Origin of the sequence: Microvirga arabica (assembly GCF_016811235.1) — a bacterium.
Classification (GTDB): Bacteria; Pseudomonadota; Alphaproteobacteria; order Rhizobiales; family Beijerinckiaceae; genus Microvirga; species Microvirga arabica.
In genome coordinates this window covers 1-12,986 of record NZ_JAFBID010000119.1, presented here as the reverse complement: position 1 = coordinate 12,986, position 12,986 = coordinate 1, and the positions used below count along the sequence as shown (strand labels likewise).

Below are 12,986 nucleotides of genomic sequence, written 5' to 3'. Positions count from 1 at the left end.
GATTATGTGCGCATCGCCCTTGTGGAGAACGAGCAGCGCATCCGTCAGGCTGCCCGCAACATCCGCAAGTTCTTCGATCAAGCCGACCAGACCCTCCACAACGTGGTGCCCCGATCAACACAGGCACGGTAGGCTCCTCGAAGCCGATGTTATGCATGGCCAGGGAATACACTAAGAAGGCGTAGCCGACATGCAGGACTACATCCGGAAGATCTTGACCGCTCGGGTCTATGACGTGGCGATTGAGAGCCCGCTCGATCCCATGCCGCGCTTGTCGCAGCGCCTGGGAAGCCCTGTGCGGCTCAAACGCGAGGATCTCCAGCCGGTGTTCTCGTTCAAGCTGCGCGGCGCCTACAACAAGATGGCGGGCCTGCCGCGGGAGGCGCTCGAGCGCGGGGTGATCTGCGCCTCTGCGGGCAACCATGCCCAGGGCGTGGCTCTGGCGGCGCAGAGGTTGGGCGCCAAGGCTACCATCGTGATGCCGCGCACCACGCCTGCGATCAAAGTGCAGGCGGTGAAAGGGCAGGGCGGCCGCGTGGTGCTCCACAGCGAGAGCTTCGACGAGGCTTATACCCATGCACGTCAGCTCGAGACAGAGAGAGGCCTCACCTTTATTCACCCTTATGACGATCCCGACGTGATCGCCGGGCAGGGGACAGTGGGCATGGAGATCCTGCGCCAACATCCGGATCCGCTCGAGGCGGTGTTTGTGCCGATCGGGGGAGGGGGGCTGGCAGCAGGTGTAGCCGTCTATGCCAAGTTCCTGCGCCCTGAGGTGAAGGTGATTGGCGTCGAACCGAAGGATGCCGCCAGCATGGCCGGCGCCCTTGCCGCCGGTGAGCGCATCATTCTGAACCAGGTCGGGCTGTTTGCTGACGGTATCGCCGTGCGCCAGGCGGGTGAGGAGACGTTCCGCCTGTGCCGCGCGTTGCTGGATGAGGTGATCACCGTCAGCACAGACGAGATCTGTGCGGCGGTCAAAGACATCTTTGAGGACACGCGCGCGATCGCCGAGCCATCCGGCGCCGTGAGCCTGGCCGGCCTGAAGCGGTATGTGGAGCAGGAAGGAGCGCGTCAGCAGGGACTGGTTGCGATCGACAGTGGCGCCAACATGAACTTCGACCGGCTCCGGCACATCGCCGAGCGGGCGGAGATCGGCGAACACCGCGAGGCTCTGTTGGCGGTGACCATCCCGGAGCAGCCGGGCAGCTACCGCCGCTTCATCCAGCTGCTCGGCAAGCGCTCGATCACCGAGTTCAACTATCGCTATTCGGATCCTCAGGCAGCGCAGATCTTTGTCGGTGTCCAGCTCTCGGAAGGGGATCCCGAGAAGCACCAAATCATCGCGATGCTGCGGGAGCAGGGCTATCCCGTGCTCGATATGAGCGACAACGAGATGGCCAAACTGCATGTGCGCTACATGGTTGGCGGGAGCACGCCCAGCCTTAAGGAAGAGCTGGTCTTCCGCTTCCAGTTCCCGGAGCGCCCGGGAGCCCTCCTGAAGTTCCTGAACGGGCTGTCTGGCAACTGGAACATCTCGCTGTTCCACTACCGCAACCATGGCACCGACTACGGGCGGGTGCTGGCAGGCACCAGGTTCCTGCCGCAGATCGGGCGCAGCTCAGGCGCAGTTTGGATGAGCTCGGCTACCCATACTAGGACGAGAGCGACAACCCCGCCTATCGCAGCTTCCTGAGCGGTGAGGGGATGAGACAGACCAAGCACTCCTCTGGCCTGCTGTGACCCGCGCGATACAGCCAAAGCCCTGCGGATGCGGCATCATTGGCTTCTGTGGGCCTGTAGCTCAATGGTTAGAGCCGGCCGCTCATAACGGTCTGGTTGGGGGTTCAAGTCCCTCCAGGCCCACCACAAACGGCTCATCCCGGCACAAATTCTAAAATTGCTAATCGACCATGACTGATCCTCATCCCCTTGCAGATACTGAGCTCGTTGAGCACAGCGGCTACCAGATCCGCCTCAGCCCGAGCGGCCTGGAGTGGCTGGCCTTCGTAGCTCTGCCCAAGCAGCGCCCAACCCTGATCATGGCATCGGATCGCAGTGCTGCTCTCTCCAAGGCCTACGAGTGGATTGATCAACAGCGTGCATCTGACAAGAAGCCGGAATGACCTACCACCTGATCCAGCTGGCGCCGGGCGCCTATGATCTTTTCCTCGACGACACCGTCGTCGCCAGCGTAGTCAGAAGCGGCCTGCGCCAGCCCTACACCTGGACGGCCGAGTTGCTGGAGGACCTGCCACGGAACAAGAGGCCCGCTCCGTTCCAGAATCTTGAGCACGACTTCCCATCACTGGAAGAGCTCTGTGCCTGGCTCGGTCACCTGACGGTAAAGACCAACAACCGCCACACCGCTCGAGTGATGTGAGATGGCCGTTATTCTGCTGCAAGCATTCCGCACGACGACGGTTTTGGAGAGAATGGTGATGCGGTTGCGTAGGGCGTTAACGATCACGTACAACGGTTGCTGTTCGAGGAGCACACGCCCATACGCATCGCCGTTGATCCAAATCAGCGCTCACCGTTCGCCACCAGATCGTAAGCCGTGGTGGATTTCACCCGCTGCATGGCGAAACGCGACGTAACGTTCTTGAGTGGGACCGCTTCGACGAGACGTTGATAGAAGCGATCATACGCGGCCATATCCGGCACGGCCACGCGCAGCACATAATCGACGTCCCCGGCCATGCGGTAGAACTCCATTACTTCGGGCATGGCCGAAACGAACTCCGCAAAGCGCTGAAGCCATTGTCCTGAATGGTCGGAGATTTCGATGGAGACAAACACCGTCAGGCCCAGGCCAACTTTCTCGGGATTAACGAGCGCGACACGCTTTTCGATGACTCCGGTCGTCTCGAGACGCTGAATGCGCTTCCAGCATGGCGTCTGGGATAGGTTCACTCTCTGAGCGAGTTCAGCAATCGAGATGCTGGCATCCTCCTGCAACAGCATCAGGATCTTGGTATCTGTCGCGTCCATATGGGACCTCAGCGAGCGTAGAGCAAAAACTTTCCGAGGCTTCCTGAGAAAGCCTCATCCGTCGTCTCTGGTTGTTGTGTCCTTTATAAAGAACAAATCCGCATATTCAAGTGTCCTCATAGACGGCTGGGTACCCACAAACGGCATGGGAATGCGTCGAAGAAGATGAATCCACCCTTGTAGGCGTATGTTGGAGAAGATTGTCCCTAGCCGAACCGTTCTAAAGAACGAACATTCTCGTTGACAAGAGCGTGGATCGAGACGATCCTTTTTGCCAACAGAACGAGTGTTGATCGGATCAAGTGGAGATCAGTTTAGGATCCCATTAGCTTCCGATCGTAGGAGAGCTGCATTTCCGCCGTCCTTAGAAGAAGGATCAGCGCATGATTACCATCATCTTCATGGCAATTGCGCCCGCTAGAGCGCTTAACTTCGCCTGATACTAAGCAAGTGCGTTGAATTAGAGCGAGAACACAAGTCTCCTTTAAGGCTGCGCTCCTCGGAAGACCCTGACTGATGAACACCGCGGGCTTGCGCCGGCGGAAGGAGAACTTGTGCCATGAGTCTGCCCCGCATAGTTGGTTTTTCCGGCAGCCCTCGCCAGCCATCCAAGACCCGCGGCCTCGTCGAGACGGTCGCCTCCGCAGTCGCAAGCCACCGACCAGCACGTCTCGAGATCTACGACCTGTCCGATGCCGGCCCGGGACTGGGCGCGGCTCTGCATCGGCAGGACCTGACCCTGCCGGCAGCTCGCATCATCGATGCCATTGAGCAGGCCGATGCGCTGATCATCGGCACACCGGTGTACAAGGGCGCCTATACCGGGCTGTTCAAGCATGCCTTCGATCTGGTTGATCCCCGGGCGCTGGTGAGCAAGCCGGTGCTGCTCACCGCTACCGGAGGAGGCCCGCGCCACGCTCTCGTTGTCGAACACGCCCTGCGACCGCTCTTCGGCTTCTTCGAGGCCCTGACTGTCCCGACAGCCGTCTACGCCAGCGATGCCGATTTCGTGGATGGGCAACTGAGTGAGGTGGGCGTTCTGGCACGCGTGAGCACCGCTGCGCAGCAGCTCGCGAACCTGATCGGGGCTGAGGCTCTCAAGACTGAGACAATCTCATTGGTGTCCTCGGTCAACCTTCAGGTTATTCGCCGAGGAGCAGCCCGATGAGTGCCGCTGTCGCCTCTACGCCCGCGGCGAGCACCGGCTCTGACAGGTGGCTACGCTACCGCAGGTATCTTCCTCCGCTTCTCATCGTCGTGCTGTGGCAGATTGCGGCAAGTGCCGGCCTCATTCCGACCCGGACGCTTGCCTCACCGGCGATGATCGCCGGCACGTTTGCCGAACTGATCAGCTCCGGCGAGCTGCCCCGGCACCTTCTGGTGTCCTTGGGACGAGTGACGACAGGGCTGGGCATCGGCGTCGTTGTGGGCACGACGTTCGCACTCATCGCGGGACTCTCACGACGCGGCGAGGACCTGCTCGATGCCACCCTGCAGATGCTCAGAACGCTGCCATTCCTGGCGCTCGTTCCTCTGTTCATCCTTTGGTTCGGCATCGGCGAGACACCGAAGATCGCGCTCGTCGCCCTGGGCACGATGTTCCCGATCTATCTGACGCTGTTTGCCGGCATTCGCGGCGTGGACGCCAAGCTGATCGAGGCTGGAGGCACCCTTGGCCTGAGCCGGCGCGAGCAGGTGTTCCACATCGTGCTGCCCGGAGCACTGCCGTCGGCCTTGGTTGGTCTTCGCTATGCGCTCGGCGTCGCCTGGCTCAGCCTTGTCGTGGCCGAGCAGATCAACGCTGATTCCGGCATCGGCTTCCTGGTGATGACCGCCCGCGACTTCCTGCGCACCGACATCATTCTCGTGGGCCTGATCGTCTACGCCATTCTCGGGCTGAGCGCCGATCAGATCGTCCGTGTTCTCGAGCGTCAGGTGCTGGCCTGGCGACCAAGCTTCCTGAAGGACTGATCCCATGAACGCTCATCCTGCCCTGGCAGCGCGCCAGCACCCGGTGGTGCAAGTCTCAAACCTCGTGCGCTCCTTCGGCCGCGGCCCCAACATCCTCGATGGTCTCGACCTGACCATCCGGGCCGGCGAGTTCGTAGCGCTTCTCGGCCGCTCCGGCTCGGGTAAGTCGACGCTCCTACGAACCTTAGCGGGTCTTGATACGGCTCCGGCCGGCACCGTGACAGTGCCGGCTGAGCGGGCCGTGGTATTCCAGGAGCCGCGTCTCATCCCGTGGAAGAGGGTGTGGGCCAATGTGGCGCTGGGGCTTCGCACGCCTGACGCCCGCGAGCGTGCCATTGCTGCCCTGTCTGAAGTGGGCCTGAGCCATCGCCTTGAGGCTTGGCCCTTGACGTTGTCTGGTGGCGAGGCTCAGCGCGCCGCGCTCGCCCGGGCCCTGGTGCGGGAGCCCAAATTGCTGCTGCTCGATGAGCCCTTTGCGGCCCTGGATGCGCTCACTCGGCTCAAGACCCAAGGCCTGGTCGCGTCGCTCTGGCGGGCCCACCGGCCGGCAGTTCTCCTCGTGACCCATGACGTGGACGAGGCGCTGCTGCTCGCCGACCGGGTGCTGGTGCTGGACCAGGGCCGCATCGGCTTCGATCTGCACGTCAATCTGGAGCGCCCACGCCACCATGCGCAGCCGGCCTTCGCGACCTTGCGCTCGCGTCTCCTGCGCGAACTCGGGGTCGAGGAAGAGAACCCTGAGGAGCCGGTTGAAGAGCTGCGCGCTCCCACGCGCAGCAGAGCGCCCGCAGCTTCCAGCCGACGGCTGGAGGACGCTGTCTGGAGCGCTTCAGCCGATGCACTCGCCCGATCGTAGGAACAGGAGACCATCATGAGCAAGGACGTTGAGTTCATTGGCTTTGTCGGCACGCAATACGAGTCGGAAGCTCATCCCGCCGAGGGACCTGTGATCGACCGCGACTACATCCGGGCGCTCGCCCAGGCACAGGAATACGGGGGCTTTAACCGCTTCCTTGTCGCATTTCATTCCACATCCCCTGAAAGCCAGCATATTGCGGCTTATGCCGCCTCGGTCACCGAGCGCATCAATCTGATGATAGCGCATCGGCCTGGGTTCACCGCACCGACGGTGGCTGCCCGCCAGTTGGCCACCCTCGATCATCTCACCAATGGCCGCGTCGGGGTTCACATCATCACCGGCGGCAATGACCAGGAACTCAGGCAGGATGGCGACTTCCTCACCAAGGACGAGCGCTATGCCCGCACGAGCGAGTATCTCGATGTGGTGAAGGCGTCCTGGACCACCGAGACACCCTTTGACTATGCCGGGCAATACTACCGCTTCGAGCGCGCCTTCTCGAATGTGAAGCCAATCCAGACGCCGCACCTGCCGGTGTATTTCGGCGGCTCATCAGACGCAGCCATCGAGGTGGCCGGCAGGCATGCAGATGTCTATGCCCTCTGGGGCGAGACGCACGCGCAGGTGCGCGAGACCATCGCCCGGGTCCGCGCTGCCGCAGCCCGGCACGGCCGCGAGCACCATATTCGCTTCAGTCTCTCGTTCCGACCGATCCTCGCTGAGACGGAAGATCGCGCCTGGGCTCGGGCGGAAGCACTTCTCGAGAGCATCAAGGCGGTGCGTGCGGCTAAGGGGCTTGGTACGGCTGCACCGCCACCGAACGAAGGGGCACGCCGGCTGCTCGCCGCAGCAGCTCAGGGGGATCGGCTCGACAAGCGCCTGTACACCGCCATTGCGGCCGTCACCGGGGCACAGGGCAACTCGACGGCCCTTGTCGGCACGGGCGAGCAGGTCGCCGATGCGCTGCTCGACTACTACGATCTTGGTGTGACGACCTTCCTCATCCGGGGCTTCGAGCCCCTCGAGGACGCAGTTCAGTACGGACGCGAACTGATTCCCGCCTTCCGACGCCTGCTCGACGATCGCTCCAGCCAGCGTGCTGTGGCCGCCGAATAAAGGAGAACTCCCATGAAACGTATGTCCCTTCTGGCTGCCGCCGCAGCCCTTGCCCTGTCGTGGGCACCCGCCTGGGCCGAGACCGTTTTGAAGGTCGGTGACCAGCGTGGGGGCTCCCGCGCGCTGATGGAGGCCGCCGGCGTGCTTAAAGATCTGCCCTACAAGATCGAATGGAGCGAGTTTCCGGCCGCGGCCCCCTTGCTCGAGGCCCTCAACGCAGAGGCGATCGACACCGGGATTGTCGGCGATGCGCCGTTCACCTTTGCGGTCGCGTCAGGCGCTCCCATAAAGGCCATTCTGGCAATCCGGAGTGACCAGAGTGGCCTGGCAGTTCTTGTGCGCCCCGACTCTCCCGTGAAAACCTTTGCCGATCTGAAGGGCAAGCGCATCGGCACTGGCCGCGGCTCGATCGGTCACCAGCTCGTGCTGGCAGCGCTCGAGGATGCCGGGCTTCCCAAGACGGATGTGGCCTTGAGCTTCCTTCTGCCGGCTGAAGCCAAAGCGGCGCTCACCAGCGGCAGCCTGGATGCCTGGTCGACCTGGGAGCCGTATACCTCACAGCTGGTGCTCTCAGGCGAAGCCCGCATCGTGCGCGATGGGCGGGGCATCACGCCAGGTCTGGGCTTCCAGGCCGCCCATGTCGAGGCGATCCGCACCAAGCGCGGCGAGCTCGAGGACTTTGTGCGTCGTCTTGCCAAGGCTCGGGTGTGGGAATCGGCAAACCGGGAGTCCTATGCGGCGACCTGGGCCAAGCTCATCGGCCTGCCAAAGGAAATCCCACTGCGCTGGTTCTCCGGGGCGAACACCCGTCCTGTGCCCATTGATGCTGAAGTCGTCGCAGCCGAGCAGCGGACCATCGACCTCTATCTCCGCAACGGCCTGATCCAGAAGCCCCTCAAGGCCGCCGATATCCTGGATCCGTCGTTCAATGCGGCGGTGCTCAGCGGAACTCAGGAAGCCGCGGCGAAGTAGCGGCGGCCCCAAGCACGCGTTCGTCGCACAACAATCCATCAGCCTTCAGCCTGGGATCAGAGGCTCGGGCTTGCCTGTCCATCAAACTTTTCGAGTTAGAGCCCCATGAGCGCAGATTACCACGAACATGACGATCACTCCCACCACGAGCACTGGAAGCACGAAGGCGTCCGTGTGATCAAGGGCGACCAGCTCGACGCCAACACCGCCCAGACGCCCGGGATGTTCCGTCAGGCCGCGATTAATCAAGCGCGTGTGGGTGCCCAGAAGATCTGGGCAGGAACTGTCTCGATCCAGCCAAACGCCAAGACGGGCGTTCATCATCATGGCGAGTTGGAGAGCGTGATCTACGTTGTGCGCGGCAAGGCCCGCATGCGCTGGGGTGACCACCTCGAGTATGTGGCTGAGGCCGGTCCGGGGGATTTCATCTATGTGCCGCCCTTCGTGCCGCACCAGGAGATCAATGCCAGCCCTGACGAGCCGCTGGAATGCGTGCTCGTGCGCTCCGACAATGAGGCGGTGGTCGTCAACATCACCGATGTGGATCCGGTCGAGCAGCCTGAGGAAGTGTATTGGGTCGACCCCATTCACAGGCATCCGTAACGAGCGACCGCCGGTCAGTTACGGCACCTGAACTCAACCCGGTGGTGCGCCCTGATGCATGCTCAGGTCGTGCCAGCTGCCTTATACATTCTCGTCAATTGGATCCAGTATGAAGCGATATGTTCTCCCCGCGCTCATTCTCGCAGTTCTGTCTTCCTCTGAAGCATGGGCCCATACTGGTCATGGCGCAGCCACCGGCTTTATGTCCGGATTTGCCCATCCCTTCAGCGGGCTCGATCATGTGCTCGCTATGACTGCAGTTGGTCTCTGGGCTGGGAGTCTCGGGCGAAAGGCGATCATTGGACTGCCAGCCAGCTTCTTGGGCGCCATGGTGCTCGGCTTCTGGACTGCGCTGATGGGATCCGGAGTCCCAATGATCGAGGTTGGGATCACTGCATCGGTTCTGGGGTTGGGGCTTGCCGTGCTGCTCAACCTGCAGCCGCCTCTCATTCTCGCCGCTGGCGCCTGCGGGATCTTTGGGCTCTTTCATGGCTATGCCCACGGGGCCGAGATCGCGCCCGCTCTGAGCGCCGTCGACTATGGGGCAGGCTTCCTGCTTGCCAGCGTGCTCCTGCTCGGCTGCGGGGTTGTGCTGGAAGGTGCTGTCCGGAGGGTTCCGGCCATAAGCCGGATCTTTGGGAGTGGTGTCGCTTTGGCCGGAGTGGCTCTGTTCTTCGTTTGAGCGCAGGCCACCATTCCCCGCTGCTGAAAAGGTGGCCTCAAAAAAGTGCGCCGCCGAATTGTTGGCGCTTCCGACGATCGTCACATCCTCCCTCAGTGCGGCTCGCTTCGACGAGCCGATGACGACGCCCTTTCACGAGACTGGACAGGAAACACCTCAAAATGACAAAGCAGATGCGGCTCAATGCCTTCGACATGAACTGCGTTGGCCATATTCAGCAAGGCATGTGGGCTCACCCGCGGGATCGGTCGACAGCCTACAATACGCTCGAGTACTGGCAGGACTTCGCACGCACAGCCGAACGCGGCAAGTTCGACGGGATTTTTCTCGCTGACATCGTCGGTGTCTATGACGTCTTTAAGGGCAGCCCTGATCCGTCGATTGCCCATGCGGTTCAGGTGCCGGTCAATGACCCTCTTCTGATTGTGCCGGCGATGGCCGCCGTGACAAAGCACATCGGCTTTGGCGTGACATGCAATCTTACCTACGAGCCGCCATATCTTTTTGCCCGCCGCATGTCGACGCTCGATCATCTCACACGTGGGCGGATCGGCTGGAACATCGTCACCGGCTATCTCGACAGCGCCGCGCGCGGCATGGGCCTGGCTAAGCAGGCGAAGCACGATGACCGGTATGAGACGGCCGAGGAGTACATGGAGGTCGTCTACAAGCTGTGGGAAGGTAGCTGGGAGGATGACGCGGTTCTGTGCGATCGGGAGCGAGGGATCTATGCCGACCCACGCAAGGTCCACCGGGTTCAGCATGCAGGGCAGCATTATCGGGTCGACGCCATTCACCTCTCGGAGCCATCACCGCAGCGCACGCCTGTCCTTTATCAGGCCGGCGCGTCGTCCCGGGGCAAGGACTTTGCCGCGAAGCATGCCGAATGCGTGTTCCTCGCAGGGCCGACGAAGGAGAACACTCGCACGACAGTCACAGATCTCAGGCAGCGGGCGGCGGAGCAGGGGCGGGACCCCACTGACATTCTGGTCTTTCTCGGCCGCGCTGTGGTCGTCGGGCGGACCCGCAAGGAGGCCGAGGAGAAGTACGAGGAGTACCATCGCTACGCCAGCATCGAGGGGGCGCTGTCGCACTTCTCCAGCATCACGGGCGTGGACTTCTCCCGCTATGACCCCGACGAACCGCTCCGCCATGAGGAGAACGATGCCACAAATTCCATCCTGCGGGCCTTCACGGTCGACAGCAGCGAGACGTGGACGTTGCGCAAGATCTTCGGCGAGAAAGGCCTCGGCAGCCGCAACGAGCCGCTCATAGGCTCGGCGGAAGAGATCGCAGATGAGCTGCAGAGCTGGGTCGCGGACACCGACATTGACGGGTTTAACTTAAGCCGGGTGGTCACGCCCGAAGGGCTGGAGGACTTCGTCGATCTGGTGGTGCCGCTCCTGCAGGAGAGGGGCATCTACAAGCGAGATTATGCGGAGGGCACCTTGCGCGAGAAGCTCTTTGGCCGCGGGCGGGCGCGCCTCGCCACAAGTCATCCCGGCGCATCGTTCCGCTCGCTTGGTTCTTCAGCGGCTCCCTCTCAAACCCTCAGCCCGGCTGCCGAATAGGGCAGCGTGCATCCAATCCACTCTTGATCAGAGGACATCCACCTATGACCTCGTTACTCACACGATATCGCACTGTCTCCCGGCGCAGCATCAGTGCCCTTCTTGCCAGCGTCGTCGGCCTCATGCTCCAGCTGTCGGATCCCAGCACCGCCATGGCCAAGCCCTTGAAGGTTGGGACGAGCGGCGGACCGGTGGCCGACATCATGAACTTCGCCGCTGAGCGAGCCCGCCAGCAAGGTGTCGATGTTCAGGTGGTGGAATTCTCCGATTGGGTGACCCCTAACGAAGCGCTGGCGAATGGCGACATCGACACCAACCTGTTCCAGCACATTCCGTTTCTCAATGCCACCATCAAGGGGCGTGGGTACAAGCTGACACCAATCGCTCCGACTTACGTGATGCCTGTGGGCCTGTTCTCGAACAAGGTCACAAGCTTTGACCAGGTGCCCGATAACGCAGTCGTGGCCATTGCCAATGATCCGGTGAATGGCGCGCGGGGACTGCAACTGCTGCAGAAGGCTGGCCTCATCACCCTCAGGCCGGGGGTGGGCGATGCTGCGACTGTCCTCGACATCGTCTCCAACGCCAAGAACCTCCGCTTCCGAGAGCTGGAGGCCGCGCAGTTGCCGCGAGCCCTCGATGATGTGACCCTGGGGCAAGTCAGTATCAGCTATCTGTTATTATCCGGCGGCAACCCTGAGAAGGCCCTGATCGCCGATGGGTTCGGCGATGCGCATTATGCCCTGCAGTTCGTCGTACGGGCAGACCGGAAGAATGACCCGGAGATTGCGAAGTTCATCGCCATCTACCGCTCGCCCGAGGTGAAGGAGTATATTGCAAAGAAGTATGGCAAGTTCTTTGTGCCAGTCTGGTGACAGGAAGAAGACCAGCGGCACTCAGCTTCACGCCAGGACGTGCGGACTTGTACACAGTGTTCGATTGAAAATTCGGCGCTCTTGACGCATAGTAGTACAGTGGTGTTGCAACCGGCATCATAAAAGCGCCCTGACAGTGAGCTCCGCACGGCTATCTCTGTCAGGGCGTTGTCGTTTGTGAGCGTCCCGCTCTTATTGGTGCCGTGCTTGGCGGAAACCATAGTGCGGGATCAGGGTTGCCGCCTCCGTCCTTCGGCAAGTACCAAAGACAAGCGTCCTCCTGTGATTTGGCGTCCGTTGCGCTAAATCGTTCCACAGAAATTCATGTGCGATATCGCCTAGTGGCCTTCATTGGCATCAGCCACCTGTTGGCCAGCCTCTGAGCGCGCATCTCCTGCTGCCTGTGCCCTTTTCGGTACAGCCACAGCCTCGCTCCTCAGGCAATATTGTCTGGTCCATGTTAGAGCGGCTGGGGGCTGCGATCCGGTTGCGGCACAGCCCCTGTCATCGATCTCTGCACCAGCCGCAGCGCTTGTCTCGAGCGGCCCAGCCGGGCCGACACCAGCAGGGATGGAGTTTTGCGCTCGCCAGCCTCAGGAATGCATAATTGACGCGTCAGAACCTGAGGTACTCAGTCTCAATCAGGAGTTCTGGCTTACCATCGTGGAGGTGAACGAGCGCGTGAACCGCACGATCCTGGTGGTCACGGATCAGGATCACTGGAGCGAGTTGGACTGCTGGGACTATCGGATGATGGGCTGGGCGACTGCGAGGACATCCAGCTGCTCAAGCGTAGGCTTTTGATCGAAGCAGGTTTGCCCGGCGTGCCCTGCGTATGGTGGTTGTCATCGATGAGCAGGGTGCAGGCCATGCTGTGCTCATGGTGCGAACGGACCAGGGCGAGTTGATCCTCGACAACAAGAGAGATGCGGTCCTGGCATGGCACACAGGACCGGGTACCACTACGTAAAGCGTGAGGGAGATGAGAGTGCCGCATGGGTTTGGCTCGGGAACCAGGTCGCTCCCATCGTCACAGCCACCCGGTAACAAGCGTCACCGACATTCAGTTGCGCTGCAGGCGAGCAGAGTTTGTCTAGGAAGCGGCCCGAATTTGCTCATACGGCTCTGATGAAGCTGTCGTTATGTCCACGGCAGCATGGATGATCACAGAAGAACGGGTATCCGCATGGAGCCCTTCCTCCAGATTCCAATGAGCATCCTGAGCTATGATCGGGAACTGAGGTCCGATTCGCCCGTATACCAAGCTGGATCCTTGAGAGATCCGCAGAACGGTCCTGGGAAGGAAACAGCATGGCGCGCGTTGCATTGGTCACCGGCGGCAC

General features: G+C 61.6%; 14 protein-coding genes, 1 tRNA gene and 2 pseudogenes. 16 read left to right on the top strand and 1 reads right to left on the bottom strand.

Translation table 11 applies throughout. The features are described from left to right. From JQC81_RS33620 to JQC81_RS30415, 5 genes and pseudogenes are all read left to right on the top strand, one after another. Positions 1-132: pseudogene (locus JQC81_RS33620) on the top strand (aminotransferase); the annotation flags it as partial. Positions 133-190: 58 nt separating this feature from the next. After that, positions 191-1,659, top strand: a pseudogene (gene ilvA, locus JQC81_RS30430) (threonine ammonia-lyase, biosynthetic). A gap of 134 nt (positions 1,660-1,793) precedes the next feature. Continuing rightward, positions 1,794-1,869 (top strand) — tRNA-Ile (locus JQC81_RS30425). A 44-nt stretch (positions 1,870-1,913) separates the two neighbouring features. Then, positions 1,914-2,126 (top strand): hypothetical protein, encoded by a 213-nt coding sequence (locus JQC81_RS30420; RefSeq protein WP_203275519.1) that lies wholly within the window; start codon positions 1,914-1,916, stop codon positions 2,124-2,126. Beyond that, the gene (locus JQC81_RS30415; RefSeq protein ID WP_203275518.1) at positions 2,123-2,383 is read left to right on the top strand and encodes a hypothetical protein; all 261 of its coding nucleotides are present in this window, start codon (positions 2,123-2,125) and stop codon (positions 2,381-2,383) included. The genes JQC81_RS30420 and JQC81_RS30415 overlap by 4 nt, the downstream gene beginning before the upstream one ends. 143 nt (positions 2,384-2,526) lie before the next feature. Here the strand turns inward: JQC81_RS30415 and JQC81_RS30410 are convergent, their stop codons facing one another. After that, positions 2,527-2,994, bottom strand: coding sequence for an Lrp/AsnC family transcriptional regulator (locus tag JQC81_RS30410; RefSeq protein ID WP_203275517.1), 468 nt, complete (start codon positions 2,992-2,994; stop codon positions 2,527-2,529). 559 nt (positions 2,995-3,553) lie between these two features. Between JQC81_RS30410 and msuE the strand changes: the two genes are divergently transcribed. The 11 genes from msuE (at position 3,554) to JQC81_RS34055 (ending at position 12,613) form a co-directional block, all read left to right on the top strand. Beyond that, positions 3,554-4,162, top strand: a complete 609-nt coding sequence (gene msuE, locus JQC81_RS30405) for an FMN reductase (RefSeq protein ID WP_203275516.1) — start codon at positions 3,554-3,556, stop codon at positions 4,160-4,162. Beyond that, positions 4,159-4,965 carry an ABC transporter permease subunit gene (locus tag JQC81_RS30400; RefSeq protein WP_203275515.1) on the top strand — a complete coding sequence of 269 codons (807 nt, stop codon included), beginning with the start codon at positions 4,159-4,161 and terminating at the stop codon, positions 4,963-4,965. Before msuE ends, JQC81_RS30400 begins: the two co-directional genes overlap by 4 nt. Before the next feature lie 4 nt (positions 4,966-4,969). Beyond that, positions 4,970-5,821: an ABC transporter ATP-binding protein gene (locus JQC81_RS30395; protein WP_203275514.1), complete on the top strand. Its 852-nt coding sequence runs from the start codon at positions 4,970-4,972 to the stop codon at positions 5,819-5,821. Between the two features lie 15 nt (positions 5,822-5,836). Continuing rightward, positions 5,837-6,940: an LLM class flavin-dependent oxidoreductase gene (locus tag JQC81_RS30390; protein WP_203275513.1), complete on the top strand. Its 1,104-nt coding sequence runs from the start codon at positions 5,837-5,839 to the stop codon at positions 6,938-6,940. Positions 6,941-6,952: 12 nt separating this feature from the next. Then, positions 6,953-7,912, top strand: coding sequence for an ABC transporter substrate-binding protein (locus JQC81_RS30385; RefSeq protein WP_203275512.1), 960 nt, complete (start codon positions 6,953-6,955; stop codon positions 7,910-7,912). A gap of 105 nt (positions 7,913-8,017) precedes the next feature. Further along, the gene (locus JQC81_RS30380) at positions 8,018-8,515 is read left to right on the top strand and encodes a cupin domain-containing protein (RefSeq protein ID WP_203275511.1); all 498 of its coding nucleotides are present in this window, start codon (positions 8,018-8,020) and stop codon (positions 8,513-8,515) included. A 109-nt stretch (positions 8,516-8,624) separates the two neighbouring features. Further along, positions 8,625-9,197: a HupE/UreJ family protein gene (locus JQC81_RS30375; RefSeq protein ID WP_203275510.1), complete on the top strand. Its 573-nt coding sequence runs from the start codon at positions 8,625-8,627 to the stop codon at positions 9,195-9,197. 161 nt (positions 9,198-9,358) lie between these two features. Then, positions 9,359-10,768 (top strand): LLM class flavin-dependent oxidoreductase, encoded by a 1,410-nt coding sequence (locus tag JQC81_RS30370; protein ID WP_203275509.1) that lies wholly within the window; start codon positions 9,359-9,361, stop codon positions 10,766-10,768. A 44-nt stretch (positions 10,769-10,812) separates the two neighbouring features. After that, entirely contained in the window at positions 10,813-11,643 is an 831-nt protein-coding gene (locus JQC81_RS30365; protein WP_203275508.1) for a MetQ/NlpA family ABC transporter substrate-binding protein, read from the top strand. Between the two features lie 570 nt (positions 11,644-12,213). Beyond that, positions 12,214-12,447 carry a transglutaminase-like cysteine peptidase gene (locus JQC81_RS34060; protein ID WP_281400468.1) on the top strand — a complete coding sequence of 78 codons (234 nt, stop codon included), beginning with the start codon at positions 12,214-12,216 and terminating at the stop codon, positions 12,445-12,447. Between the two features lie 31 nt (positions 12,448-12,478). Then, positions 12,479-12,613 carry a transglutaminase-like cysteine peptidase gene (locus JQC81_RS34055; RefSeq protein ID WP_312887615.1) on the top strand — a complete coding sequence of 45 codons (135 nt, stop codon included), beginning with the start codon at positions 12,479-12,481 and terminating at the stop codon, positions 12,611-12,613. The last annotated feature ends 373 nt before the right edge of the window (positions 12,614-12,986 follow it).